Origin of the sequence: Marinibaculum pumilum, from assembly GCF_042646425.1 — a bacterium.
In the GTDB taxonomy this organism is placed as follows: Bacteria; Pseudomonadota; Alphaproteobacteria; order Ferrovibrionales; family Ferrovibrionaceae; genus Marinibaculum; species Marinibaculum pumilum.
On the sequence record NZ_JBHRTR010000034.1, the window covers coordinates 16,647 to 40,437 of the forward strand.

A 23,791-nucleotide genomic window follows, 5' to 3' on the forward strand; every position below is an offset into this window, starting at 1 on the left:
CCGCACATGTCAGCCGATCTGCTGTCGGTCCGGCGCAGCCGCTGGAGGCTGTCGGATTTCGGTGTGTCGCCTGCGCGCGAGGCGCTGATCCGCAAGGCCATTGCCGAAAGGTGGAACGTCCTGATCTGCGGGACGGCCTGTTGCGGCAAGACCCGGTTCCTGAACGCCTGCCTGTCGCTGGCGCGGGCCGGCGAACGCCTGCTGGTGGTGGAAGAGGCCCGCGAAGTGGAGTTCGAGGGCGAGCATGTCCGGCGGATCACCGTCGGCGTTCCGGGCCCGGACGGCCAGCGGGTCGAATACCGGCGGGCGGCCAAGAAGGCGCGCCAGCACGAGCCGGACCGGGTGGTGATGGGCGAAGTCGGCCATGATTCCTGCCAGACCGCCGTCCGCATCCTGGCCGACCGGCAGCAGGGCTTCCTGAGCACGATCGAGGCCGACAGCCCTGCGCTGGCCCTGGACACGGTGGCCCGGACCCTGGCCAATGCGGGCGAGGATGAGCGCCAGGTGCACGACACCCTCTGCACGACGGTCGACATCGTGGTCCTGCTCAACCGCGTCCCGGGCACCGAGCCCTGGGTCGCCGACATCCGGCGGCTCTCGCCGCGAGCGGTGGCATTCGACCCGGATGCGGCCGCGTGACGCCGCCCGGCGGCCCCGCCGCAACGGCAGGCTTGCATCGCGGCCCCGGCGGTCCTAACCAGCCGGGGCGATGGATACGAACTACGACCTGACGATCGTCGGCGCCGGCATTGCCGGCCTGTGGTGCGCCTGGCTGGCCCGGCGGAGCGGCATGGCCGTACGCGTGGTGGAGCGGGGGTCGGAGGCGCTGACCGCCGGCTGTTCCTGGCGGGCCGGCGGCATGCTGGCACCCGAGGTGGAGGCGGAGACGGCGGAGCCGGTGGTCACCGTGCTGGGCCGGCGCAGTCTGGCCCTGTGGCAGGCGCATTTCCCGCAGCTGGTGACGATGCAGGGCACCCTGCTGCTGCCGCCGCGGCGCGACCCCGCACAGCTGAACCGCTTCCGCCGCCAGACCGAGGGCTGGGAGGAGGCGGATGCCGACCGGGTGGTCGCCCTGGAGCCCGTGCTGGAAGGCCATCACGGGCGCGGCCTCTACTATCCGGTGGAAGGGCATGTGGACCCCCGCGCGGTGCTGCCGGCGATGGTCGCGGCGCTGCAGGCGGACGGGGTGACGTTCGAATGGGAGGCAGCGCTGGCGCCGGAAGCGGCCGGCGGCCCCTGCCTCGACTGCCGCGGCCTTGACGCGGCCGATGCACTGCCCGACCTGAGGGGTGTGAAGGGCGAGATGCTGCTGATCCGCACCCCGGACCTGGCCCTGGCGCGGCCGGTGCGGCTGTTGCATCCCCGCCACCCGATCTACGTGGTGCCGCGGGAAGGCAATGTCTTTATGATCGGCGCCACGACGGTCGAGAGCGGCGGCAGGGCGGGGGTTACGGTGCGTGGCGCCGGCGAGCTCCTGACCCAGGCCTATGCCGTTCATCCGGCATTCGGCGAGGCCGAGGTGCTGGAAATGAACGCCGGCCTGCGGCCCGCCTTTCCCGACAACCGCCCGCGGCTTTCGCGCCGGGGCGCGGTGGTGCATGTGAACGGCCTCTACCGGCACGGCTATCTGCTGGCGCCCGCGATGGCGGAGCGCGCGCTCGCTGCGCTGCAGGGCGGGCCGGTCGAGTTGGAGTGAAACGATGCGGGTCGTGTTGAACGGCGAGGCGACATCGGTCGAGGCGGCGACCCTGGAGCAGCTCTGCGCGGACCTGGGGCTGGACGGGCCGCGCGTGGCGACGGCTGTGAACGGGGATTTCGTGCCCCGGGACGCCCGCGCGGCGACTGCGCTGAAGGAGGGCGACACGATCGAGGTGGTCGCCCCCATGCAAGGTGGCTGAAGGATGAATGCACCGATCGCGCATGAGCAGGACTGCGATGCCCTGACGGTCTATGGCCGGCGCCTTTCCAGCCGCCTGTTCCTCGGGACGGCCCAATATCCTTCCCCCGACGCGTTGCGCGGTGCCGTGACCCAGTCCGGCGCACAGCTGGTGACCGTCTCCCTGCGGCGGGAGAGTAGCGCCGGCGGCAGCGGCGACGCCTTCTGGCGGCTGATCCGCGACCTTGGCGTCGACGTGCTGCCCAACACCGCCGGCTGTTCGAGCGTGAAGCAGGCGGTGACCACGGCGCAGATGGCGCGCGAGGTGTTCGGCACGCCCTGGGTGAAGCTGGAGCTGATCGGCGACGATGCGACCCTGCAGCCCGACGTCTTCCAGCTGGTGGAGGCCGCCCGGATCCTGACCGAGGAGGGGTTCGAGGTCTTTCCCTACACCACCGACGACCTGGTGGTGGGGGAACGGCTGCTGGCGGCCGGCTGCAAGGTGCTGATGCCCTGGGCGGCGCCGATCGGCAGCGGCCGCGGCCTGAACGACCCCTACGCCCTGAAGCTGATGCGGGCGCATTTCCCGGACGTGCCGCTGATCGTCGATGCCGGCCTGGGCGCCCCCAGCCATGCCGCGGCGGCGATGGAGCTTGGCTATGACGGCATCCTGATCAACACCGCGGTGGCAAGGGCCGGCGATCCGGTCGCCATGGCCCGCGCCTTCGCGCTGGCGATCGAGGCGGGGCGGCTGGCCCTGCGTGCGGAGGTGATGGACAGCCAGGAGATGGCCACCGCCTCCACGCCGCAGTTCGGCACGCCCTTTTCGCCCTGGTCCGACCATGGCTGAGGCCTGGGATCATAGGGCGCTGCCGCACGGGCTGGACCGGTTCTATCCGATCGTGCCGGACCTCGCCTGGCTGGACCGGCTTTTGGCCAGCGGCATCCGGCTGGTGCAGCTGCGGCTGAAGGATGCGCCGGCGGCGGAGGTCGACCGCCAGGTCGGCCTTGCCGTCGCCCATGCTGCCAAGGCCGGCTGCACCCTGGTGGTGAACGATCATTGGCAGGCGGCGATCGACCATGGCGCCCCCTGGGTGCATCTGGGGCAGGAGGACCTGGCGGAGGCCGACGTGCCGGCGATCCGGCGTGCCGGCCTGCGGCTCGGCCTGTCGACCCATGACGAAGCTGAGCTGGCGACGGCGCTGGCGCATGACCCCGACTATGTCGCGCTGGGGCCTGTCTATCCGACCACCCTGAAGGCGATGCGCTGGGCGCCGCAGGGCCTGGACCGGGTCGCCGAATGGAAGGCGAAGGTGTCGGTGCCGCTGGTCGGCATCGGCGGCATCACCCTGGAGCGGGCGCCCGGCGTCTTCGCCGCCGGCGCCGACATCGTGTCCGTCGTCAGCGATGTCGTGAACCATGCGGATCCGGAAACACGCACGGCCGCCTGGCTGCGGGAACGGCAGCAATGGACACGGCCGTAGGCGCCGCAATGGATCCGCGCTTCGCGCGCCAGGCCGTGTTGCCGGAGATCGGTCCGGCCGGGCAGGAACGGCTGGCCCGGGCATCGGTGCTGCTGGTCGGCGCCGGCGGGCTGGGCTGCCCCGCCGCCCTCTACCTGGCCGCGGCAGGGGTCGGCGCGATCACCATCGTCGACGACGACCGGGTCGAAATCAGCAATCTCAACCGGCAGGTGCTGTTCACGCCGGCCGATGCCGGCCGGCCGAAGGCGGAATGCGCGGTGGAACGCCTGGCCGCCTTCGCGCCGGGCTGTCGGTTGCGGCCGGTTGCCCGGCGGCTGGACCTGGACCTGGCAGCCGAACTGGTGGCCGGCCACGACCTGGTCGTCGACGGCACCGACAGCTTTGCCGCAACCTATGCGCTCAGCGATGCCTGCGAGGCGGCGCAGGTGCCGCTGATCGCCGCCAGCGTGATCGGCTGGGAAGGCTATGTCGGCGGCTTCTGCGCCGGCGCTCCCGGCTATCGTGCGGTCTTTCCCGACGTGCCGCTGGACGCGCCCAATTGCGACATCGCCGGCATCCTCGGGGCGGTCGCCGGCATGATGGGATGCCTGCAGGCGGTGGAGGCGCTCAAGGTGCTGCTCGACCGGCCTGACACGGTGATGGGGCGGCTGCTGCGGGTGAATGCCGACCTGTCGCGGATGACCGCCTTCTCTTTCAAGAACATGGCCGCAGATCCCGGCGCGGGACAGGGCAGCCGGCCCTATGCCATCCGGGTGGTGGAAGAGGCGCGGCCCGATCTGTGCCTGGTGGACGTCCGTCGCGCCGACGAACGGGCCGCCGATCCGCTGCCGCTGCCGTCCCTGCACCTGCCGCTGGACCGGCTGGCGGCCGAAGGGAGCGGGCTGCCGGGCGACCGGCCGCTTCTTTTCGTCTGCCAGAGCGGCCGGCGCAGCGAACTGGCCTGCATGACCATGCACCGGCTGGGCCGCTATGATGTGGCCTCGCTCGCCGGCGGGCTGTCGCGATGGCGGGAACGTACCGGCTGACCGTCGTCGACCCGGAACAATATTATCCCGAATATTGCGACAATCACGATCTGTTTCGTTGGATTTCCCTTTGATTGTCGGCACTTGGGCGGCAGTGGGCGCGCCGGCCGCCACACTTCACAAACCGGTGTGTGGCGATGATGGGCATTGGAGCGCGCCCCCGGGCTGCCTTACCTCTGGTCGGCGCGCCGGCGCCGAGGGGGGACCCCGGCGGCACGGCCTGGGCGCCACCGACGTCGAAAAGGAATCAGACTATGCGCAAGATCTTGCTGCTGGCCGCCGGCCTCGCCATGGCGGCGGCCTCGCCCGCCTGGTCGGCCGACAAGTACGTCTTCGATTCGAGCCACTCCCAGGTTCTGTTCTCCTACCAGCATCTGGGTTTCTCCACGACCTGGGGCATGTTCTCCGGCTTCGAGGGAACGATCATGCTGGATGAGGCGGATCCGTCGAAGTCATCCGTCAGCACCGCCTTCAAGGCCGACGACATCATCACCGGCTGGGAGAAGCGGACCGCGCATTTCCTGAGCCCGGACTTCTTCAAGCAGGCGCCGATCTCCTTCGAGAGCACGAAGGTCGAGGTCACCGGCGAAAAGACCGCGAAGATCACCGGCAATCTGACCATGAACGGCATGACCAAGCCGGTGGTGCTGGATGCCGAACTGAACAAGCAGGCGAACCATCCGATGGCGGGCAAGCCCTGGGTGGGCTTCGATGCCGAAACGACCCTGAAGCGCTCGGATTTCGGTCTCGACAAGTTCGCGCCGGCGATCTCCGACGAGGTCGCGGTGATGATCTCGGTCGAGGCGATGAAGGCCGAATAGCCGCTTCTGCCGGGCGGGTGGCAGCGCCGCCCGTCCGGCGCAAGGCGTTCAGCGGCCGGCCTTGCGTGCGCCGCGCCCGGCATCGGCCGCGTCCGGCGGCTGCAGCCTGGATTCCGCCGCCTGGGACGGCAGGGTGGCGGTTCCGGCCGGGCCGCCGGTTGCGTCGGAGTCATTGCCGTTCGCGACGGCCGCCGGCCCGTCCGCCAGAGGCTCTACCGGAACCACCGTGCCGGCCGGCAGCTCGACCTCGACCCGGGTGCCGGTGCCGGGGGTCGACTCGATCGTCAGGCGGCCGCCATGCATGGCCAGCAATTGCTGGCTCAGGGTCAGGCCCAGGCCGGCACCGCCGGCATTCGACACCAGGGCGCTGGCGACCTTGCCGAAGCGGGTGAGGGCGATGCCGATCTCGTCGCGGGTCATGCCGATTCCGGTATCGCTGACCGCCAGGCTCACCGCGCCGTCCGTGTCGGCGGTTGCGGTGACGGTGACCTTGCCGCCGGCCGGCGTGAACTTCAGTGCATTCGACAGCAGGTTGAACATCACCTGCCGCATGGCCCGCCGGTCGACATTGATCGTGACCGGGTCGATCCGGTCGCGGCGCAGCAGGATCCGGCCTTCCGAGGCACGGCGGTCGAACAGGTTGGTGCAGTCCCGCAGCAGGTCCGGCAGGTCGACCGGCTCGCGTTCCAGCGACAGTTCCCCGGCCTCGATGCGGGAGATGTCGATCATGTCGTTGACGATCGACAGCAGATGACCGCCGCTATTCTGGATATAGCCGGCATATTCGCGATAGCGGTCGCTGCCCAGCGGGCCGAACATCTCCAGCGCCATCAGTTCCGAATAGCCGATGATCGCGTTGAGCGGCGTGCGCAGTTCGTGGCTCATATTGGCGATGAACTGCGACTTTGCGGCATCGGCGGCGCGCGCCTCCAGTGCCAGGCGGCGGTTCTCGACGGCGCTGGCGGTGGAGCGGACGAAGCCGCGGTCGATGCGCAGCACCACCAGTGAGACGAAGATGAAGAAGTTCGCCACCAGGATGGCGAGTTCGAACGAGGTGCCGGGATAGCGCAGGTAGATCATCGCCACCTCCGGCAGGTAGGCGATCAGCAGGAAAGCGATCGCGGCCGCCGGCACCACGGCCAGCGCCATCGCGCCGCCCACCCCCATGCCGAACATCACCAGGCAGAGCAGCAGCAGCTCGCCGTCGGTGATCACCGGCGTCATCACCACGCCGATCAGCCCCCAATAGCCGCCCCCCAGGATCGCGCGCAGGATCACGCGGCGGGCCAGCTGCCGGGGCGGGCGCTGTGGCCGCGGCTTGCCGCGATGGCGCAGCCAGGAATGGAACTGCAGGCCCGAGATGAGGATGCCGAAGGCGCACCAGGCCAGCAGGAAGGCGGCCATCTCCGCCCGCCAGATCGACAGCACCAGCAGGATCGGGTTGACGGTGCCGGCCAGCGCCGCGATCAGCTGGTGCGCGTTCAGCTGCAGCAGGCGCTCGATATCCAGCTCGTCGCGCGTGCGCTGGGGCAGGTCTGGGCGCAGATATCGCGTCAGGCGATCGATCATGTCCGGACTTCGGCGAAGCCGGGCACCAGCACGGGCCCGGCAGGGTCAATTTCAGGCAGACTGCCGCGATGGGCCGGCAGATGCGATTGGCTATTCGTCGAATACGGAGGCGATGGCCCCCCAGCCATGCCGATCGGCCCCTGATCCGGAAGGTTAGGGCCGACCTCCTGCCAATCCGTTAATCTTCCGCCGGCCGCGGTCCTGCACGCGCAGCCGCTGCTACGGGCGGCGGGTGGCGGTGACCTCCACGACGATGTCCACCGGGAAGCCCAGCGTGTCATCATCGGGCATGGCCTCCGCCCCCACGGCGAAGGTGAGGCGGTCCAGGCGGGTACGACCGTTCATCCGTGCGGTATCGCCGTCGATCGCCAGGTCGAAGGGCAGGGTGACGGGCGCCGTCACGCCGCGCAGGGTCAGGTCGCCCACGGCCTCGTAGCGGCCTTCCGCGAGGCGGCGGAAGGTGGTGGCCTCGAAACGGGCGGTCGGATGGCCGGCGCTGTCCAGATAGGCAGGGCCGGTCGCCTGCTCGCTGACATCGCCGAGGGTCAGGCTGGCGGTATCGATCGTCACCACGACGCGGCTGCCCGGCAGGTCGTCGGGGTCGAAGCGGATATCCGCCTCCCAGCTGCCGAACGCGCCGCCGACCGAGGACCCCATCAGCTGGACGAGGATGGAGAGGCTGCTGGCCTGCGGGTCGACGATCCAGTTGCCTGCCGGCGCACCGTCCGCCGCATTGCCGTCAGCCGCTGTGCCGTCCGCCGCCGCGAGCTGCGCACCGCCCGCGTCTTGCGGCGCCGTGCTGCTGGCGCTCCAGCCGGCAAAGGCCAGGATGACGACGAACAGCAGGCCGGCGGCGGCAAGCGGCGGCAGGCGGCGGGGCTGTGCCGCCGGCGGCTCCGCCTGCGGCGGCCGCGCGAAGGGCAGCATCCGGCGCAGGGTCTCGTCCCGGTCGATCACGGCATGCTTCAGGGCGCCGCCGACATGCAGGACGATAGCCGCAATGATCACCCAGGCCAGGGCGGCATGAAGCTCGCCGAAGAACCGCGACAGCTCGTGCGACTTCGGCACCAGGGGCAGGCCCTGACCCAGGTCGAGGCCGGGCGGCCAGAGAATCGGGGCGGAGCCTGCATGGCTGGCGTGATACAGCCAGCCGCTGACCGGCATCAGGAGGATCGCCCCGTACAGCACCCAGTGGATGGCGCTCGCCGCGAACGCCTCCAGCCGCCGGCCGGCGTTCAGCAGGCCCGGATGCGGATTGGCGATCGCCCAGCCGATGCGGACCAGGACCACGGCCAGGGTGGCGATGCCGATGACCTTGTGCAGGCCGTAGTAGAAGACCACCCGGTCGACCTCTGCCGCGGTTTCCCGCGGCAGGTCCTCCATCCACAGGCCGAGGGCCAGCAGGGTGAGGATGAGGGCCGCGGTCAGCCAGTGCAGGCACTGGGCGACCCGGCCATAGGTGTCGCGGGTGTTCAGGATCGACATGGACGGACCGTCGGTTGGGGGTCTGACGCACACAAGGATGCCGTTTTGCTGCGCTGCGGCAATCGAACAATTGCCGCTCGCGCAGGCGTGAACGATGCCGGCGTGCCATAAGGGTGTTCGGGCACGGCTTTCGCTGTGACCGCGGTCACCGATATTCCGCTTGCCAAGTGCGATGCCGCTTCGCACACTCATGGACATGCACGTGAACTGCAATCGGAAGTCCGCAGGCATCTGGTGGTGGCGCCGTTAGGCGGCCGCAGCGGATGCCCGTGCATATTCCGCGACGGCCGCCTCCGGTGAGGCGGCCGTTTGTCTTTGGGCGCGTTCACCGGGGTCAGCTGCCGCAGTCAGACGGTCCCTGAACAGGAGCGCCCGGATGGACCTGGACCATATCGAGCCGCGCGAGCGGCTCGCCTTCGCCACGGCCGGCGGCATCGCCGTCTCCGTTTCCGTCTACGCGGCCGATTATGGCGGCGCCCTGGCCCCGCTGGTGCGCAGGCTGGATAGCGCCCGTGGCGTCGTGCTGTCCTCCAGCTTCGAATATCCAAACCGCTACACCCGCTGGGACTTCGGCTTTGCCGATCCGCCGCTGGAGATCACGGCGAAGGGCAGGATCCTGACCGTCACGCCGCTGAACGAGCGCGGGCGGGTCCTGGCGCCGGCGATCCAGCGGGCGGTCGCCGCCGAGCCGATGGCGGAGGTGCTGGGCGAGGGCCGCTTCCGCGTCAGTGGGCAGGCGGAAGACCTGACGGAGGAGGGGCGCACCCGCCGGCCGACCGTCTTCACCCTGCTGCGGCGCATCCTCGACCTGTTCCGCAGTGCCGAGGACGGCCATCTCGGCCTGTACGGCGCCTTCGGCTACGACCTCGCCTTCCAGTGGGATCCGATCGAGGAACATATCCGGCGTCCCGACGACCAGCGCGACCTTGTGCTGTTCCTCCCCGACGAGATGCTGGTGGTCGACCATCTGCGGCAGCAGGCGGTGATCCGCCGCTACGAGTTTGCCGTGGACGGTGCCGAGACACGGGGCTTCGAACGCACCGGCGGCAGCTCGGAACTGGGGGCGCCCCGCGATCCGGCGCTGCAGGGCGACCATGGCCAGGGGGAATATGCCAGTTCCGTGGCCGAGGCGCGGGAGCGCTTCCGGGTCGGCGACATGTTCGAGAGCGTGCTGTCGCAGACCTTCTATCGCCGCTGCGAGCTGCCGCCGTCGGCGATCTTCGAGCAGCTGAAACTCAGCAATCCATCGCCCTATGGCGCGCTGATGAACCTGGGCGACGGCGAGTTCCTGGTCGCCGCCTCGCCGGAGATGTTCGTGCGGGTGACCGGCGAGCGGGTGGAGACCTGCCCGATCTCGGGCACCATCGCCCGTGGCGCCGACGCGGTGTCGGATGCGGAGCAGATCCGCACCCTGCTGAATTCCGCCAAGGACGAGGCGGAGCTGACGATGTGCACGGATGTCGACCGCAACGACAAGTCGCGGGTCTGCGTGCCGGGCTCGGTGAAGGTGATCGGCCGCCGGCAGATCGAGGTCTATTCCCGCCTGATCCACACCGTCGACCATGTGGAGGGACGGCTGCGGCCCGGCATGGACGGGCTGGACGCCTTCCTGACCCATGCCTGGGCGGTGACGGTGACCGGCGCGCCCAAGCGCCGCGCGATGCAGTTCATCGAGAGCCGCGAGAAGGGCTCCCGCCGCTGGTATGGCGGTGCCATCGGCATGCTGGGTTTCGACGGCAACGTGAATACCGGCCTAACCCTGCGCACCCTGCGCCTGAAGGACGGCATCGCGGAAGCCCGGGTCGGCGCCACCCTGCTCTACGATTCCGAGCCGGAGGCGGAAGATGCCGAATGCCGCCTGAAGGTCTCCGCGCTGCTGGCGGTGCTGGAGGGGCGGGCGCGCGGCCGTCCGCAGCGCGCCGCGCCGAATGTCGAGGGGCTGGGCGCCGGCCGCCGGGTGCTGCTGGTCGATCACGAGGACAGCTTCGTGCTGACCCTGGCCGATTATGTCCGCCAGACCGGGGCGGAGGTGACCACCCTGCGGCCCGACCTGGCGCGCGCGGCGCTGGCGGAGATGCGGCCCGACCTGGTGATGCTGTCGCCCGGCCCCGGCCGGCCGGCGGATTTCGACCTGTCTGCCACCATCGGCGCGGCGCTGGAGCGCGGCCTGCCGCTGTTCGGGGTCTGCCTCGGCCTGCAGGGGATCGCGGAATATTACGGCGGCAGCCTCGGCGTGCTGCCGCTGCCTGAGCATGGCAAGCCGGCCGACATCCGGCTGCAGCCCGACCCGCTGTTCGCCGACCTGCCCGATTGCATTCAGGCTGCCCGCTACCATTCCCTCTATGCGGAACGGAAGACCCTGCCGAAGGCGCTGTCGGTGATCGCGGAGACCGGCGACGGGGTCATCATGGCACTGGCCCACCGGGACCTTCCGGTGCGGGCCGTGCAATTCCATCCCGAAAGCATCCTGAGCGTCGAGTCCGGTGCGGGGCTGCGCATCATCGGCAACATGATCGCAGGCATCGGGGCGCCCGCCTGACCGCCGCCACACACCTCGGCCCCCCGCGCCGGGGGCGGACGCGCCCGCGGGGGATCAGCCGGCGACCGCCGCCGCGGGGTTGAGGTCGACCATCGCCAGCCGGCTCAGCGCCTGGTCGGCCTGCCGTTCCTCCTCGACGCACTGGTGCAGAATTCGCTGTTCCTCCGGAAGTCGCAGCTGCCCGGCCAGGGCGGCCGCGGTGCCGAAGGTGGCGATCTCGTAGTGCGCGATCTTCTGGGCGGAGGCGACGAGGCCGGCATCGCGCAGGGCGTCGCCCTGGAGCTGATCCAGCATCTTGTCGGCCTCTCCAATCAGCGCCTGCATCGCCTGGTCGGTATGGGCCGTCGGGCTGGCCCGGTGCGCGCGCAGCACCGTTTCCAGGCGTTCACGCTGTGTCTTCGTCTCGTCCCGGTGGCGGGACAGCAGCGCCTTTACCTCAGGATGCCGGGCTGCCTGCGCCATGCGCTCATGCGCCTCTTCCAGCTGGCGCTGCGCGCTCGCCAGTTCCTGCAGCTCGGCCACATACATCTGGTCGAAATTCTCGATGGTCATCGCCATTCCTTTCCGGCCGCCGGCCAGTCGCGCCGGGCGGCAGCCTGGCTGGTCTCTGGCCGGGAAACGGGCGGATGGCGTGCAGGTTCCAGGATCGCGGCAGTGCGCGGCCCGGGCTTCAGCCTTCCAGCAGGCGGCGGGGATGCATGCCGTCGACCATGCCCATGAACGGCGCATGGATCGAGTAGCCCAGCAGGCGCTGCATGTGCGGGCTGCAGGCACGTGCGGTCTGCAGGCTGACGGAGAGGCTGTAATTCTCCTGCTGGCGGCACCAGGGGGCGCAGTACTGCGCCGTCAGGGCGAGGCGCGGGGCGCCGCTGTCATTGCCGCCGCCGCCATGCCAGAGGGTGCCCAGGAAGATCACCGCCGAACCCGCCGGCATCGCCACCGGCACCGCCGCCGCGGCCTCTTCCGGGCTGGGCTCACGCCCGTCCCAGAGATGGCTGCCGGGAATCACCCGGGTGGCGCCGTTCTCCGCCGTGAAATCGCCCAGTGCCAGGATCGTCGCCGCGCCCAGCGGCGGGCGCGGCCGCGGCACCGGATAGAAGCCGTCGTCGTGATGCAGCGGCTGCGTCGCCTCGCCCGGCAGGATGTCGATGGCCTGCAGCTGCGACAGCAGGTAGTTGGGCTCCAGCACCCGGTCCAGCAGGCCCAGGACCAGGGGATGCTCCGCCAGGGCATGGCTCGCCGGCGCCTTTTCCACCAGCCCGTAGATCCGCCGGGTCTTCAGCCCCTCGAACAGGTTGCGGCCGCCGCCGTCGCGGAAATGCGGCGCCAGCTGCGCGCGGATCTCCGCCACCCGGTCGCCGTCGAGCAGGTCGGGCAGAACCGCGTAGCCGTCGCGCTCCAGCGCTTCGGCAAGCGGTGCGAGCACCGCATCCCCCACCGCCGCCTGGCTGCCGGCATCGGAGCGGTGGGTGCGGGCGTTGCCGGTCACGACATAGTCGTGCAGCTCCCGCACCGTGCCGGTCTGGATCGTCATCGCCATGGCCGCGTTCCTCCCCGCCCGGCTGCACCTGCCGCCGCAGTTTCCGCGCAGCGCGGCCGTCCGGCAAGCGCCGCCGGACTCACGCGGCGCCTTCCCAGCCCTCCTTCAGGAAGCCGGCAACGCAGGCCTGCAGGTGATGGCGCTGCTTCTCCAGCAGCATGGTGTGGGTGCCGCGGCCCAGCACCACGTAGCGCCGCTCCGCCGCGCCGGTCAGACGGTCGAACACCTCGCGCCCCTGGGCAGGCGTCGTCTCCTGGTCCCATTCGCCGACCACGATCATGGTGGGACAGCGGATCAGCCCGGGATCGTACATTGCGGTGCCATCCTGCTGCAGGGCGCGGACATCCTTGATCACGCCGGTCGGCGCCCGCAGCACCCGTGGATCCTTGGCCGCGGACGCCGGGTCGCTGGCCACCGCCGCCTCGGCCCAGGCCCGGATCAGGCCGGCGGGCACGATCGCCTCGATCTGCTGGTCGGAGAGGTTCTGCACCCAGCGCGCGGCCGCGGCATCGGCATCGACCAGGCGGTAGGCGCCGAGCTTCTGGTCCGGCGGCACCAGGCGCCCGGCGCCCAGCCAGAGTGCGCCGTACAGGACCAGCCGCGCGATCTTCTCCGGCATGCGGCCGGCGACCGTGCCGCCGATCGCGGTGCCCCAGGAATAGCCCAGCAGGCAGAGCCGGCCCAGGCCGCGCTCCGCCAGGATGTAGTCCACCACCTGCGACACGTCGGCGGCTGCCTGCGCGGTGTCGACCAGCGGGTCGGCAGCTATCGGATCGTCTTCCATCGCGGAAGGCCGGTCCGAGCCGCCGTAGCCCAGCAGGTCGACGCACCAGGCATCGAAGCCCTGCGCCGCCAGCAGGTCCAGCCAGGAGCGGCCCTCGACCGGATAGTCGAAGGTGACGGTGGCGGGATAGGTGGCGCCGTGGACGCAGAGCAGGGTGCCGCCGGGGCCGAAATCCTCGCGGCCGCGCAGGCGCTTGTTGCGCACCAGGAGGGTCAGGCCGGGCAGGGTGGACGGCACCCGGTGTTCGGTCGTCTCGATCTCGCTCATGCCGGTCGGCTCCCGTCAGGCCTTGGCGGAAGGTCGTGCCGACATCGCCGCGTGCCAGCGCAACAGGTCGGCCTGGCTCTCATCCGGCACCACCTTCACCCATTTCGCGAAGTCGACGGTGACCAGCGCGGTGATATCCGCCACGGACAGCTGGTCGATGGCGACGAACTCCCGTCCCTTCAGCTGTGCATCGAGGTCGGCCATGAAGCGGGTCAGCCGGGCGCGGCCGCGCTCCGCCAGTTCCGGGATCTGGGCATAGTTCTCCGGCCCCGGCAGGGCGCGGTCCTTCATCCGCGGCGAGCCGTTCCGCAGGGTCTCCGCCACGGCCATCAGGCCGTCGAATTCGACCTTGGCGTTCCAGTGCGCCACCAGGCCCTTCTCCGCCGGTGTACCGCCCAGCAGCGGCGGCTCCGGCCGGTAGGCTTCCGCCCAGGCGGCAATGCCGGCATTGGATGACAGGACCGTGCCGTCCTTCAGCTTCAGCACCGGCACGGTGCAGTCGGGATTGATCGCCTTGAAGCTGTCGGAGAGCTGTTCCCCCTTGCCCAGGTCGACCTGCACGGTCTCGACCTCGATGCCCTTCTCCGCCAGCAGGATTCGTGCCCGGCGCGGGCTGGGCGCGGTGGCGCAGTCGTAGAACGTGACGGTCATTGCTTTCCTCCCGATTTGGCCGGTTCCCGGGGCAGGTTAGATCGCGTTTCGAGGTCGAAGACAATTGCGCCCCGGGTCGCCCGCGCCGGTTGCGCATATCTGGACCGGTGGATCTGGAGCCCGGTCATGAACTACGATCCAAATGTGTATTTTTCCTGGACCTGTGCGCCGATACTGTTCCAGGAGAATAAAATGAAAAGGACGATCCTGGCGCATTGGGAGGCAGCCGGGACACTGGGATTCAATGCCAGGAAACGCATTCGGAAGCATGCCGGCGTCCGGCGGCGGCGGGGCCTCATCTGTCGATGGCGGCGCCGAGGTGCTGATCGTCAGCGAACGGGCCATGGACCTGCTGGCGATAGAGACCGCGCTGCGCCAACGGCTGAGCCGGTTGCGGGTACGAACCGCCCGCAACATGGACGAGGCTGCGTCGATCGCGGATCAGAGCCCTGCACTGAGGCTTGTGCTGATGGCCGACCACCTTCTGCGAAGTTTGGCACCGGTGGGCGTGGGTGCGTTGCGGTCCCGTTTCTCCGGTGCGGCGATCGCCGCTGTCGGTATCGTCACCGAGGCGGAGGCCGGACAATGGCTGCGGCAGGGACTCACCGGGATCCTGTCCTCGCGGCTCGACCCGGACCGTTTCGCCGACGCCCTGCAATTCATGATGGCGGGCAACCGGTATGTCGATCCGGATGTCCTGAGCCAGTCGCGGGACGCGTCCGAGGTCTGCCTGTTCAACGGCCAGCAGGGCCTGATCGAACTCATCAACCGCCTGCCGGCACCGATCCTCCTCATCTTCGATCGCAGGGTGGTCTATGCCAACAAGCAGGCCGCACTGGTCATGCTGGATGGCGTGCGCGTGCAGTCGGACCTTCCGTTGGGCGATTTCGTCGTCTCCGATCAGCGGGAGATGCTGGAAGCGCACCTGGCCGCCGCGGAAGCCGGACCGCCACCGGAGCCGGTTCTTCTGCGCTTCCGGCGATTGGCGGGACCACCGCGGGCGATCCTGTGTCACCTGGATCGTCACGCGCTGTTCGGCGCCGGCGGGCTGAGTTGCGTCGGCATTGCCGCAGAGAATTACCGGGTCGGCGAACCGCATGGCACCGGCCCTGTCGGACAGCCGCTCGCTCTCGGTGACGGTCCCCGCGCGGATCCCGCCGGCCTGGCCCACCTGACGGTCCGACAGCGCGAGGTGCTTCTCTGCCTGGCGGAGGGTTGCTCCAACAAGGAGATCGCCGCCCGTCTGAACTTCTCCGCCGCGACCGTGAAGCTGCATGTCCACAACATTCTCCGCGGGCTCGGCCTCGCCAACCGGACGGCGGTGGCCCTTGCCGCCCGCGGCCTGCTGCGCTGGTTCAGCCCGGCCGCCCGGCCGCAGCGTCGATCACCCTGTCCCGGTCGCCGGTCAGCCCGGTGCGGACCAGGGCGGCGACAAGTCGCGGGAAGTCGCTGCGCGACACCAGCCCGGCGAGGGCGGATGGATCGTCCGGCAGGCTCATGGCCCTGGCGGTTGAGAGGGCCTTCGGATCGGCGAAGGGATAGGCTTCCGGCCAAACCGCCTGCACCTCCCGCAGGAAGATCGCCGCGCCGGTATCGCCGATGCCCTTGAACGCCTGCAGCAGGCGGCGTTCCTCCTGCGGGTCTTCGCCTGCCGCCTTGCGCAGCCGCCGCAGGTCGCCGCGATAGCTGTCCAGGACATGGCGGGCCATCGCGCCGAGCATGCGGGCGGTGCTCTCGTCATAGCGGGCATAGCCGGCGCGGTTCAGCACCTCGACCCTGTCCGCCCATGACGCCTCCGCCATCGCCTGGGGCGTCCGCCAGCCGGCCTTCGACAGGGCCTTCGCCGCGGCGACCGCCTTGCCGGCGCTGATGCGGGTGCTGAACAGCAGCGAGGCCACGAGCCAGCGGAACAGGGGCGAGGGCGTGTTCCGCTGCAGCGGAATCCCGATCTCTTCGGCAAAGCCGTGCCCGTGCAGCCGCAGCAGGGCCTTGGCAATGGCGCTCTGCGATGGCATATCGCGCTCCCTTTCCTGCGCCCCGCGGTATAGGGAACCGTTCGGGCGTCGGCAGGTTCCTGTCCGCAGCAGGCGGGGCCCGGGCGCCCGGACTGCGCACCGCCATGGACGCAGACGGCGCCATCAGGCAGCCTGGACGCGTCAGGGTTGTTGCGCAGCGACCTGTTTCGCGCAAGTCATACAGGGCCGGAACGGCGGCCAGGGGCCAGGAAAACCGGAATGCAGCCGACCGCACCGGCCTTCATCTTCATGCTGACCAACCAGGACCGCACGGTGGCCGATGCCGGGGCGCGCCTGGAGGATGCGCTTGCCGCCGGCGTGCAGGATATCGGCTTCAAGGATGTCGGCCTGCCGCTCGCCGCGCTGACCGCGCTGGCCCGGCGGATCCGCGCGGCCGGCGCCACCGCCTATCTGGAAGTGGTCAGCCTGGATGCCGCCAGCGAGCGCCGCTCCGCTGAGGCGGCGCTGGAGCTGCAGGTCGATGTGCTGATGGGTGGCACCCGGCCGGAGGTCGTGCTGCCGGTGATCGCCGGGCGCGGCATCAGCTACGCGCCCTTCGCCGGCCGGGTGGTGGGCCATCCCAGCCGGCTGGACGGCAGCCTGGAGGAGATCGTGGCCGATGCCGCACGGCTGGCCGCGCTCGACGGTGTCACCGGTCTCGACCTTCTGGCCTATCGCTTCGCGGGCGATGCCGACCGGCTGGTGCGCGAAGTCTGCGCCGCGGTCGCCAAGCCGGTCTTCATCGCCGGCTCCATCGACAGCCCGGCGCGGATCGCCACCGTGATCGGCGCCGGGGCCGCCGGCTTCACCGTCGGCACGGCGGCGCTGGACGGCCTGTTCCCGGCCAGCAGTCCCGGGCTCGCCGGCCAGCTGGCGGCGATACGGCGAAGCCTGGACGAGGCGGTGGCGCGGCGATGACCGGACCGATCCAGGTCACCCCCGACCTCGCCATCGGCGAGGAGGAAGTCGAGCTCAGCTTCATCCGCTCGGGCGGCCCCGGCGGGCAGAACGTCAACAAGGTGGCGACGGCGGTGCAGCTGCGTTTCGATGCGCGCCGCTCGCCCAGCCTGCCGGAGCGGGTGCGCCACCGGCTGGAACGGATCGCCGGCAGCCGGATGACCAAGGACGGCGAGATTGTCATCACCGCCAACCGCCACCGCACGCAGGACGCCAATCGCCGCGACGCGCTCGACCGCCTGGCGGAACTGCTCCGCGAGGCCGCGGCGCGGCAGAAGTTTCGTGTCCCGACGAAGCCGGGCCTCGGCGCGAAGCGCCGCCGGCTGGAAGCGAAGACCCAGCGCGGCCAGGTGAAGCGCCAGCGGGGCCGGCCGGGGATGGACGACTAGCCGGCGCCGCGCTCCCGGGGGGCGGCCAGCAGGCCGTCCAGGGTGAGGCGGGCGAACGCCGCCACGATACCGTCGACATCGGCGCGCTTCTCCCTGCCATACCAGGCCGGTACGCCGTTGAGCATGCCGAGTATGGCCAGGGTGCAGAGACGCGGCTCCGTATCGCTGCGGAAGATGCCGGCATCGACCCCCTCCTTCAGCACGGCCTCGAAGATCCGTTCCAGGCGGCGGGACTTGCGGCCGATGCGGCGGCGGCTGTCCACCGGCAGGTGGCGGCGCTCGTTCAGGAACACCCGGACATAGTCCGCGCGGGTCTCGACCGGGCGGGTATGGGCGGTCATCAGTGCCGTCAGCTTCTCCGCCGGTCCGCCCCCGCCTGCGGCGATGGCCAGGGCCGACTCGACGAAGCCTTCCACGCCGATGCGGCAGACCTCTTCCAGGGCCGCCTCCTTGGACGGAAAATAGTAGTAGAGGCTGGCCTGGCGCATGCCCAGCAGGTCCGCGATCTCCTGCGTGCTCGCGCCGTGATAGCCGCGTCGGGCAAAGACCTGCGCTGCCGCGTCGGCAATCTCTGCGGCGCGGCGGCGGCGCCCGCGCGGACGCCCGATGCGCTTCGCTGCGCCTTCTTCTGGTCTTGCCTGCCGCATCGCCGGGGGCTAGCCTTTCTCTATAACGCTATAGAATTTTGCCGGACTTGCCGGCAACCGCAGGGGGAAACGCTCCATGACTTCACACAATGGCCGCCCGCCCTTTCGCGCGGATCATGTCGGCAGCCTGCTTCGCCCGCCCGCCTTGAAGGATGCCTTCCGCCGCCGGCGCACCGGCGATATCGAGGAGGCAGAGTTCCAGAATATCCAGGACGAGGCCATACGCGCCGTTGTCCGCCTGCAGGAAGATGCTGGCCTGCAGGTGGTGACCGACGGCGAATTCCGCCGGGGCTCCTACTGGGGACGCTTCGTGGAGCGGCTGGAGGGGCTGGAGATCCGCCCCGCGATCTTCCGGTTCCACGACGAACATGGCCATGAACAGGACTTTACCGCGCCCTATGCCGCGGCGAAGGTGCGCCGGGTGCAGCCGCTCGCCGTCGACGAGTTCGACTTCGTGAAGGGCGTGACCTCGGCGATGGGCAAGATCACCCTGCCGGCGCCGTCGACCCTGCACTTCTACCGCTGCAGCGACTTCGCCGCGGCCGAGGCCTATGACAGCGCGGAGTCGCTGTTCGCCGACCTGACGGCGGCCTATCGGGCGGAGATCGCCGACCTGGTCGCCGCCGGCTGCCGCTACCTGCAGTTCGACGAGGTGGCGGTCGCCATGCTCTGCGATCCGGCGATCCGCGACCAGGTGAAGGCTGTGGGGCAGGATCCCGATGCCCTTGTCGGGCTCTATATCGGCGCCATCAACGCGGCGGTGCGCGACGTGCCGGACGGGGTGGCGGTCGGCATCCACATGTGCCGCGGCAATTTCAAGGGACTGTACCTGTCGGAGGGCGGCTACGAATCGGTGGCCGGCCGCTTCTTCGGCGAAACCGACGTGAACCATTTCCTGCTGGAATACGACACCGACCGGGCGGGCGACTTCCAGCCGCTGCGCCATGTGCCGAAGGACAAGGGCGTGGTGCTGGGCCTGGTCTCCAGCAAGAGCCCGGAGCTGGAGAGCGTGGAGACCCTGCAGCGCCGGACCGACGAAGCGACGCGGCACATCGACCTCGGCCAGCTGGCGCTGGGCCCGCAATGCGGCTTCGCCAGCACCGTCGCCGGCAACCCGGTCACCGAGGAGATCGAGCGGGCGAAGCTCGCGCGGATCGTCGAGGCGGCGGGGAAGATCTGGGGATAGGAGGCGGGGCTGTGCCTCCACCCTGTCCGTCATCCTTGGGCTTGGGGGCCTATGGGATTCACATACTCTTTTCTCTTCGACGCGCCTCCCTGTTGCCGTCGCCCTCGGGCTTGACCCGAGGGGCACGACGGGACAGGGACGCCGCGCAGCTTCGCCGCCTTGCCACGATCCTCGGGTCAGGCCCTACGGGATTCACATATCTCTTCTCTTCGACACGCCTCCCTGCTGCCGTCGCGCTCGGGCTTGATCCGAGGGGCCTGACGGGACAGGGAGGCCGCGCAGCTTCGCCACCTTGCCACGATCCTCGGCTCGGGGGCCGAGGATGACGGCAGAAAGGGAGGACCGCAGGGCTGATTTGGCTCCCTGACGAGATGTGGGAATGCCGTAGGGTCAGGCCCGAGGACGATGGCGAAATAGGTTGGACTGTGAGGCTGCTTCAGGTCTGCTGGCGAGTTGTGTGAATGCCGTAGCCTCGGAGGCCGAGGGTGACGGCGAATGGGGTGTCCGCCCCCCTCAGAACAGCGAGTAGCGCTGCGCCAGGGGCAGCACCGTCGCCGGTTCGCAGGTGAGCAGTTCGCCGTCGGCGCGGACCTCGTAGGTCTGCGGGTCGACCTCGATCTTCGGAGTGGCGGCGTTGTGGATCATCGACGCCTTGGAGATGCCGCCGCGGGTATTGGCGACCGGCACCAGCTCCTTCTGCACGCCGAGCCGGGCGCGCAGGCCCCATTGCGCGGCGGCGGCGGAGACGAAGACCACCGACGACGCTGTGCGCGCGCGGCCATAGGCGCCGAACATCGGCCGGTAGTGCACCGGCTGCGGCGTGGGGATCGAGGCATTGGGATCGCCCATCGCCGCCGCCGCGATCATGCCGCCGACAAGCACCATGTCCGGCTTGATGCCGAAGAACATAGGGTCCCAGAGCACCAGGTCGGCGCGCTTGCTCACCTCGATCGAGCCGATCTGGGCCGACATGCCGTGCGCGATCGCCGGGTTGATCGTGTACTTGGCGATATAGCGCTTGATGCGATTGTTGTCGGCACGGTCGCTGTCGCCGGCCAGCGGCCCGCGCTGCGCCTTCATCTTCGCCGCGGTCTGCCAGGTGCGCACCAGCACCTCGCCCACCCGGCCCATCGCCTGGCTGTCGGAGGCGATGATCGAGAAGGCGCCCAGGTCGTGGAGTATATCCTCCGCCGCGATGGTGGGGGCGCGGATCCGGCTCTCGGCGAAGGCGACGTCCTCCGGGATGCGCGGGTCCAGGTGGTGGCACACCATGAGCATGTCGAGATGCTCCTCGATGGTGTTCACCGTGTAGGGCCGGGTCGGATTGGTGGAGGAGGGCAGGACGTTCGCCTCGCCGCAGACCTTGATGATGTCCGGCGCATGGCCGCCGCCCGCGCCCTCGGTATGGAAGGCGTGGATCGTCCGCCCCTTGATCGCGGCGATGGAATTCTCCACGAAGCCGCTCTCGTTCAGGGTGTCGGTGTGGATCATCACCTGCACGTCATGCTCGTCGGCGACCTCCAGGCAGCAGTCGATCGCCGCCGGCGTGGTGCCCCAGTCCTCGTGCAGCTTCAGCGCGCAGGCGCCGCCCAGGATCTGCTCCACCAGCGCCGCCGGGGTGGCGGCATTGCCCTTGCCGGAAAACGCCAGGTTGACTGGAAAGGCCTCCGCCGCCTGGATCATCCGGCCCAGATGCCAGGGGCCGGGGGTGCAGGTGGTGGCGTTGGTGCCGGTCGCCGGCCCCGTGCCGCCGCCCAGCATCGTGGTGACGCCGGACATCAGCGCCTCCTCGATCTGCTGCGGGCAGATGAAGTGGATATGGCTGTCGAAGCCGCCGGCGGTGAGGATCTTGCCCTCGCCGGCGATCGCTTCCGTCGACGGGCCGACGATGATGTCGACGCCGGGCTGGACGTCCGGGTTGCCGGCCTTGCCGATGCCGGCGATGCGGCCCTCGCGCAGGCCCACATCCGCCTTCACGATGCCCCAATGGTCGATCACCAGGGCGTTGGTGATCACCGTGTCGACGGCGCCGTTGGCGCGGCTGGCCTGGGACTGGCCCATGCCGTCGCGGATCACCTTGCCGCCGCCGAACTTCACCTCCTCGCCATAGGTGGTGAAGTCCTTCTCCACCTCGGCGACCAGGCCGGTATCGGCAAGATGGACACGGTCCCCCGTGGTGGGGCCGAACATGTCCGCATAGGCGGCGCGGGAGATGCGGCTCGGCATGCGTTCAGCCCTTCCTGTCGAGCGGGCCCATCACCCGCTGGTTGAAGCCGAAGACCTGCCGCTTGCCGCGATAGGGCACCAGGGTCACCTCCCGGCTCTGGCCGGGCTCGAAGCGGACGGCGGTGCCGGCGGGGATGTCCAGCCGCATGCCCATCGCCTGTTCGCGGTCGAACTGCAGGCCGGCATTGGTCTCCGCGAAATGGTAGTGCGAGCCGACCTGCACCGGCCGGTCGCCCTTGTTCACCACCTCCAGTGTGATGGTCGGCTGGCCGGCGTTCAGCTCGATCTCGCCCTCGGCGGGCAGGATCTCGCCGGGGAGCATCGTTGAAACGACCTCGGTCATGAACAGCTCCGGATCTCTATCGGTACCGTCGTCCTCGGGCTTGACCCGAGGACCCATAGCGCTGGCATCGACGCTGCGCGGCAGCGCCGTCCCGTCGCGGTCCTCGGGTCAAGCCCGAGGACGACGGAAACTTCAATGCGGCCGCCATCACCGCCTCAGCGGATCGGCTGGTGGACGGTGACCAGCTTGGTGCCGTCGGGGAAGGTCGCCTCCACCTGCACGTCGTGGATCATTTCCGCCACGCCGGGCATCACCTGGTCGCGGGTGATCACATGGGCGCCGGCCTCCATCAGGTCGGCGACGGGGCGGCCGTCGCGGGCGCCCTCGGTGACGAAGTCGGAGATCAGCGCGATCGCCTCCGGATGGTTCAGCTTCACGCCGCGCTCCAGGCGGCGGCGGGCGACCATCGCGGCCATGGCGGTCAACAGCTTGTCCTTCTCACGCGGCGTCAGGTTCATCGGCAGGTTCCGGATCGTGCAGACTAAACCAGCATAGTGGCAGCAGGCGCAGGCCGGTGGAAGCTCACACCGACAGGTGCTTGCGCACCTCCTGCTCGTCCATGCTCTCGCGGCTGCCGGCCATGACGATCTCGCCGCGGTCCATCACGGCGAAGCTGTCGGCCAGGTCGCGGGCAAACTCGAAATACTGCTCCACCAGCAGGATCGCCATCGTGCCCTTGTCGCGCAGATAGCCGATCGCCCGGCCGATATCCTTGATGATCGAGGGCTGGATGCCTTCCGTCGGCTCGTCCAGCACCAGCAGCCGCGGCTGCAGCACCAGGGCGCGGCCGATGGCGAGCTGCTGCTGCTGGCCACCGGACAGGTCGCCGCCGCGCCGGCCCAGCATGTCCGACAGCACCGGGAACAGGTCGAACACCTCGTCCGGCACCTTGCGCTGGCCGCGCTTCAGCACCGCGAAGCCGGTTTCCAGGTTCTCCCGTACGGTCAGCAGGGGAAAGATGTCGCGGCCCTGCGGCACATAGCCGATGCCGCGGCGCGCACGCTCCGACGGCTTCAGGCGGGAGATATCCTCCCCCTCCCATTCGATCTGGCCGCCCGAGATCGGCTGCTGCCCGACGATGGCCCGCAAGAGGCTGGTCTTGCCCACGCCGTTGCGGCCCAGGACGCAGGTGACCCGGCCCGGCTCGGCGTCGAGCGAGACCTGCCAGAGCGCCTGCGCGGCGCCGTAGTGAAGGTCGAGGTCGTTGATCGCAAGCATCGTCTTCCGGTTCCTGTCGTCAGCGGCCGAGATAGATCTCGATCACCCGTTCGTTGGCGCTGACATGGTCCAGGGAGCCCTCCGCCAGCACCGAGCCTTCGTGCAGCACGGTGACCCGCACCCCCAGGGCGCGGATGAAGGTCATGTCATGCTCGACCACGATGACGGAGTGGGTCGTGGCGATCCGCTTCAGCAGCTCCGCCGTCTCCGCCGTCTCGGCGTCGGTCATCCCGGCGGCCGGTTCGTCGACCAGCAGCAGCTTCGGGTCCTGCGCCAGCAGCATGCCGATCTCCAGCCACTGCTTCTGGCCATGGCTGAGGCTGCCGGCCAGGGTGTCGCGATGGGGCGCCAGACGGGTCAGCGCCAGCAGTTCCTCGATCCGCTCCGCCTCCCGCGCCCGCGGCCTGCCGAACAGGTTCGGCCAGACGCCGCGTTCGCCCTGCAGGGCCAGGACGAAATTGTCCTCCACCGACTGGCTCTCGAACACGGTGGGCTTCTGGAACTTGCGGCCGATGCCCAGATTGGCGATCGCCGCCTCGTCCATGCCCTTCAGGTCGTGCACCTCGTCGAACAGGACGAAGCCGGTATCGGGCCGGGTCTTGCCGGTGATGACGTCCATCATCGTCGTCTTGCCGGCGCCGTTGGGGCCGATGATGGCCCGCATCTCGCCCGGCGCGACGGCCAGCGACAGGTCGTTCAGCGCCTTGAAGCCGTCGAAGCTGACGCTGACCCGTTCCATGTAGAGCAGGGTTCCGGTGGCGGTCATCGC

The 23,791-nt window shown here is 69.7% G+C and carries 25 protein-coding genes; 12 read left to right on the forward strand and 13 right to left on the reverse strand.

What is annotated here, in order from left to right:
- Window positions 1–6 precede the first annotated feature (6 nt).
- From ACFOGJ_RS19910 to ACFOGJ_RS19940, 7 genes are all read left to right on the forward strand, one after another.
- On the forward strand, window positions 7–639 hold the full coding sequence (locus ACFOGJ_RS19910) for an ATPase, T2SS/T4P/T4SS family (RefSeq protein ID WP_379903817.1): 633 nt from the start codon (window positions 7–9) through the stop codon (window positions 637–639).
- Window positions 640–709: 70 nt separating this feature from the next.
- Window positions 710–1,696, forward strand: a complete 987-nt coding sequence (locus ACFOGJ_RS19915) for an FAD-dependent oxidoreductase (protein WP_379903819.1) — start codon at window positions 710–712, stop codon at window positions 1,694–1,696.
- Window positions 1,697–1,700: 4 nt separating this feature from the next.
- Window positions 1,701–1,898, forward strand: a complete 198-nt coding sequence (gene thiS / locus ACFOGJ_RS19920; protein WP_379903820.1) for a sulfur carrier protein ThiS — start codon at window positions 1,701–1,703, stop codon at window positions 1,896–1,898.
- A 3-nt stretch (window positions 1,899–1,901) separates the two neighbouring features.
- On the forward strand, window positions 1,902–2,726 hold the full coding sequence (locus ACFOGJ_RS19925; RefSeq protein WP_379903822.1) for a thiazole synthase: 825 nt from the start codon (window positions 1,902–1,904) through the stop codon (window positions 2,724–2,726).
- Window positions 2,719–3,360, forward strand: coding sequence for a thiamine phosphate synthase (locus tag ACFOGJ_RS19930; protein ID WP_379903824.1), 642 nt, complete (start codon window positions 2,719–2,721; stop codon window positions 3,358–3,360). The genes ACFOGJ_RS19925 and ACFOGJ_RS19930 overlap by 8 nt, the downstream gene beginning before the upstream one ends.
- Complete coding sequence (locus ACFOGJ_RS19935; RefSeq protein WP_379903826.1) at window positions 3,345–4,385, forward strand: ThiF family adenylyltransferase; 1,041 nt, start codon at window positions 3,345–3,347, stop codon at window positions 4,383–4,385. The genes ACFOGJ_RS19930 and ACFOGJ_RS19935 overlap by 16 nt, the downstream gene beginning before the upstream one ends.
- Before the next feature lie 254 nt (window positions 4,386–4,639).
- On the forward strand, window positions 4,640–5,206 hold the full coding sequence (locus ACFOGJ_RS19940) for a YceI family protein (protein ID WP_379903828.1): 567 nt from the start codon (window positions 4,640–4,642) through the stop codon (window positions 5,204–5,206).
- A gap of 48 nt (window positions 5,207–5,254) precedes the next feature.
- Here ACFOGJ_RS19940 and ACFOGJ_RS19945 read toward each other — a convergent pair whose 3' ends face one another.
- Together ACFOGJ_RS19945 and ACFOGJ_RS19950 are read right to left on the reverse strand one after the other, a co-directional pair.
- A complete protein-coding gene (locus ACFOGJ_RS19945) occupies window positions 5,255–6,775 on the reverse strand; it encodes a sensor histidine kinase (RefSeq protein ID WP_379903830.1) in 1,521 nt (506 codons plus the stop codon).
- A 219-nt stretch (window positions 6,776–6,994) separates the two neighbouring features.
- Window positions 6,995–8,260 (reverse strand): cytochrome b/b6 domain-containing protein, encoded by a 1,266-nt coding sequence (locus ACFOGJ_RS19950; protein ID WP_379903832.1) that lies wholly within the window; start codon window positions 8,258–8,260, stop codon window positions 6,995–6,997.
- A gap of 376 nt (window positions 8,261–8,636) precedes the next feature.
- Here ACFOGJ_RS19950 and ACFOGJ_RS19955 point away from each other — a divergent pair, with 376 nt between their 5' ends.
- Window positions 8,637–10,799, forward strand: a complete 2,163-nt coding sequence (locus ACFOGJ_RS19955) for an anthranilate synthase component I (protein WP_379903834.1) — start codon at window positions 8,637–8,639, stop codon at window positions 10,797–10,799.
- Between the two features lie 54 nt (window positions 10,800–10,853).
- On the opposite strand, the gene ACFOGJ_RS19960 is transcribed toward ACFOGJ_RS19955, so the two are convergent.
- The 5 genes from ACFOGJ_RS19960 to ACFOGJ_RS19980 all read right to left on the reverse strand — a co-directional run bounded on the left by ACFOGJ_RS19960 (window position 10,854) and on the right by ACFOGJ_RS19980 (window position 15,323).
- Window positions 10,854–11,351, reverse strand: coding sequence for a YciE/YciF ferroxidase family protein (locus ACFOGJ_RS19960; RefSeq protein WP_379903836.1), 498 nt, complete (start codon window positions 11,349–11,351; stop codon window positions 10,854–10,856).
- A gap of 118 nt (window positions 11,352–11,469) precedes the next feature.
- Complete coding sequence (locus ACFOGJ_RS19965) at window positions 11,470–12,339, reverse strand: phytanoyl-CoA dioxygenase family protein (RefSeq protein WP_379903838.1); 870 nt, start codon at window positions 12,337–12,339, stop codon at window positions 11,470–11,472.
- A 79-nt stretch (window positions 12,340–12,418) separates the two neighbouring features.
- Complete coding sequence (locus ACFOGJ_RS19970) at window positions 12,419–13,390, reverse strand: alpha/beta fold hydrolase (RefSeq protein ID WP_379903840.1); 972 nt, start codon at window positions 13,388–13,390, stop codon at window positions 12,419–12,421.
- A gap of 15 nt (window positions 13,391–13,405) precedes the next feature.
- The gene (locus ACFOGJ_RS19975; RefSeq protein WP_379903842.1) at window positions 13,406–14,041 is read right to left on the reverse strand and encodes a glutathione S-transferase; all 636 of its coding nucleotides are present in this window, start codon (window positions 14,039–14,041) and stop codon (window positions 13,406–13,408) included.
- A 295-nt stretch (window positions 14,042–14,336) separates the two neighbouring features.
- Window positions 14,337–15,323 carry a hypothetical protein gene (locus tag ACFOGJ_RS19980; protein ID WP_379904633.1) on the reverse strand — a complete coding sequence of 329 codons (987 nt, stop codon included), beginning with the start codon at window positions 15,321–15,323 and terminating at the stop codon, window positions 14,337–14,339.
- Here ACFOGJ_RS19980 and ACFOGJ_RS19985 point away from each other — a divergent pair.
- The 3 genes from ACFOGJ_RS19985 to arfB all read left to right on the forward strand — a co-directional run bounded on the left by ACFOGJ_RS19985 (window position 15,234) and on the right by arfB (window position 17,402).
- Window positions 15,234–15,650, forward strand: coding sequence for a response regulator transcription factor (locus ACFOGJ_RS19985; protein ID WP_379904619.1), 417 nt, complete (start codon window positions 15,234–15,236; stop codon window positions 15,648–15,650). The genes ACFOGJ_RS19980 and ACFOGJ_RS19985 overlap by 90 nt on opposite strands.
- 625 nt (window positions 15,651–16,275) lie before the next feature.
- Window positions 16,276–16,974, forward strand: coding sequence for a 4-hydroxythreonine-4-phosphate dehydrogenase (locus ACFOGJ_RS19990; protein ID WP_379903844.1), 699 nt, complete (start codon window positions 16,276–16,278; stop codon window positions 16,972–16,974).
- On the forward strand, window positions 16,971–17,402 hold the full coding sequence (gene arfB, locus ACFOGJ_RS19995) for an alternative ribosome rescue aminoacyl-tRNA hydrolase ArfB (protein WP_379903846.1): 432 nt from the start codon (window positions 16,971–16,973) through the stop codon (window positions 17,400–17,402). Before ACFOGJ_RS19990 ends, arfB begins: the two co-directional genes overlap by 4 nt.
- Here arfB and ACFOGJ_RS20000 read toward each other — a convergent pair.
- Window positions 17,399–18,049, reverse strand: coding sequence for a TetR/AcrR family transcriptional regulator (locus ACFOGJ_RS20000; RefSeq protein ID WP_379903847.1), 651 nt, complete (start codon window positions 18,047–18,049; stop codon window positions 17,399–17,401). The genes arfB and ACFOGJ_RS20000 overlap by 4 nt on opposite strands.
- A 76-nt stretch (window positions 18,050–18,125) precedes the next feature.
- On the opposite strand from ACFOGJ_RS20000, the gene ACFOGJ_RS20005 reads away from it, so the two are divergent.
- Window positions 18,126–19,235: a 5-methyltetrahydropteroyltriglutamate--homocysteine S-methyltransferase gene (locus ACFOGJ_RS20005; RefSeq protein WP_379903849.1), complete on the forward strand. Its 1,110-nt coding sequence runs from the start codon at window positions 18,126–18,128 to the stop codon at window positions 19,233–19,235.
- Window positions 19,236–19,748: 513 nt separating this feature from the next.
- Here the strand turns inward: ACFOGJ_RS20005 and ureC are convergent.
- The 5 genes from ureC to urtD form a co-directional block, all read right to left on the reverse strand.
- Window positions 19,749–21,461, reverse strand: a complete 1,713-nt coding sequence (gene ureC, locus ACFOGJ_RS20010; protein WP_379903851.1) for an urease subunit alpha — start codon at window positions 21,459–21,461, stop codon at window positions 19,749–19,751.
- Between the two features lie 4 nt (window positions 21,462–21,465).
- Window positions 21,466–21,783, reverse strand: coding sequence for an urease subunit beta (locus tag ACFOGJ_RS20015; protein WP_379904621.1), 318 nt, complete (start codon window positions 21,781–21,783; stop codon window positions 21,466–21,468).
- Window positions 21,784–21,959: 176 nt separating this feature from the next.
- On the reverse strand, window positions 21,960–22,262 hold the full coding sequence (locus tag ACFOGJ_RS20020) for an urease subunit gamma (protein WP_379903853.1): 303 nt from the start codon (window positions 22,260–22,262) through the stop codon (window positions 21,960–21,962).
- A gap of 64 nt (window positions 22,263–22,326) precedes the next feature.
- A complete protein-coding gene (gene urtE / locus ACFOGJ_RS20025; RefSeq protein WP_379903855.1) occupies window positions 22,327–23,022 on the reverse strand; it encodes an urea ABC transporter ATP-binding subunit UrtE in 696 nt (231 codons plus the stop codon).
- 19 nt (window positions 23,023–23,041) lie between these two features.
- Window positions 23,042–23,788, reverse strand: a complete 747-nt coding sequence (urtD, locus tag ACFOGJ_RS20030; protein WP_379903857.1) for an urea ABC transporter ATP-binding protein UrtD — start codon at window positions 23,786–23,788, stop codon at window positions 23,042–23,044.
- Window positions 23,789–23,791 lie beyond the last annotated feature (3 nt).

Bases quoted from the DNA above. Each gene is read 5' to 3' on its own strand.
- ACFOGJ_RS19910 (WP_379903817.1), top strand. From the start codon at position 7: ATGTCAGCCGATCTGCTGTCGGTCCGGCGCAGCCGCTGGAGGCTGTCG.
- ACFOGJ_RS19915 (WP_379903819.1), top strand. From the start codon at position 710: ATGGATACGAACTACGACCTGACGATCGTCGGCGCCGGCATTGCCGGC.
- thiS (WP_379903820.1), top strand. From the start codon at position 1,701: ATGCGGGTCGTGTTGAACGGCGAGGCGACATCGGTCGAGGCGGCGACC.
- ACFOGJ_RS19925 (WP_379903822.1), top strand. From the start codon at position 1,902: ATGAATGCACCGATCGCGCATGAGCAGGACTGCGATGCCCTGACGGTC.
- ACFOGJ_RS19930 (WP_379903824.1), top strand. From the start codon at position 2,719: ATGGCTGAGGCCTGGGATCATAGGGCGCTGCCGCACGGGCTGGACCGG.
- ACFOGJ_RS19935 (WP_379903826.1), top strand. From the start codon at position 3,345: ATGGACACGGCCGTAGGCGCCGCAATGGATCCGCGCTTCGCGCGCCAG.
- ACFOGJ_RS19940 (WP_379903828.1), top strand. From the start codon at position 4,640: ATGCGCAAGATCTTGCTGCTGGCCGCCGGCCTCGCCATGGCGGCGGCC.
- ACFOGJ_RS19945 (WP_379903830.1), bottom strand. From the start codon at position 6,775: ATGATCGATCGCCTGACGCGATATCTGCGCCCAGACCTGCCCCAGCGC.
- ACFOGJ_RS19950 (WP_379903832.1), bottom strand. From the start codon at position 8,260: ATGTCGATCCTGAACACCCGCGACACCTATGGCCGGGTCGCCCAGTGC.
- ACFOGJ_RS19955 (WP_379903834.1), top strand. From the start codon at position 8,637: ATGGACCTGGACCATATCGAGCCGCGCGAGCGGCTCGCCTTCGCCACG.
- ACFOGJ_RS19960 (WP_379903836.1), bottom strand. From the start codon at position 11,351: ATGACCATCGAGAATTTCGACCAGATGTATGTGGCCGAGCTGCAGGAA.
- ACFOGJ_RS19965 (WP_379903838.1), bottom strand. From the start codon at position 12,339: ATGGCGATGACGATCCAGACCGGCACGGTGCGGGAGCTGCACGACTAT.
- ACFOGJ_RS19970 (WP_379903840.1), bottom strand. From the start codon at position 13,390: ATGAGCGAGATCGAGACGACCGAACACCGGGTGCCGTCCACCCTGCCC.
- ACFOGJ_RS19975 (WP_379903842.1), bottom strand. From the start codon at position 14,041: ATGACCGTCACGTTCTACGACTGCGCCACCGCGCCCAGCCCGCGCCGG.
- ACFOGJ_RS19990 (WP_379903844.1), top strand. From the start codon at position 16,276: ATGCAGCCGACCGCACCGGCCTTCATCTTCATGCTGACCAACCAGGAC.
- arfB (WP_379903846.1), top strand. From the start codon at position 16,971: ATGACCGGACCGATCCAGGTCACCCCCGACCTCGCCATCGGCGAGGAG.
- ACFOGJ_RS20000 (WP_379903847.1), bottom strand. From the start codon at position 18,049: ATGCGGCAGGCAAGACCAGAAGAAGGCGCAGCGAAGCGCATCGGGCGT.
- ACFOGJ_RS20005 (WP_379903849.1), top strand. From the start codon at position 18,126: ATGACTTCACACAATGGCCGCCCGCCCTTTCGCGCGGATCATGTCGGC.
- ureC (WP_379903851.1), bottom strand. From the start codon at position 21,461: ATGCCGAGCCGCATCTCCCGCGCCGCCTATGCGGACATGTTCGGCCCC.
- ACFOGJ_RS20015 (WP_379904621.1), bottom strand. From the start codon at position 21,783: ATGCTCCCCGGCGAGATCCTGCCCGCCGAGGGCGAGATCGAGCTGAAC.
- ACFOGJ_RS20020 (WP_379903853.1), bottom strand. From the start codon at position 22,262: ATGAACCTGACGCCGCGTGAGAAGGACAAGCTGTTGACCGCCATGGCC.
- urtE (WP_379903855.1), bottom strand. From the start codon at position 23,022: ATGCTTGCGATCAACGACCTCGACCTTCACTACGGCGCCGCGCAGGCG.
- urtD (WP_379903857.1), bottom strand. From the start codon at position 23,788: ATGACCGCCACCGGAACCCTGCTCTACATGGAACGGGTCAGCGTCAGC.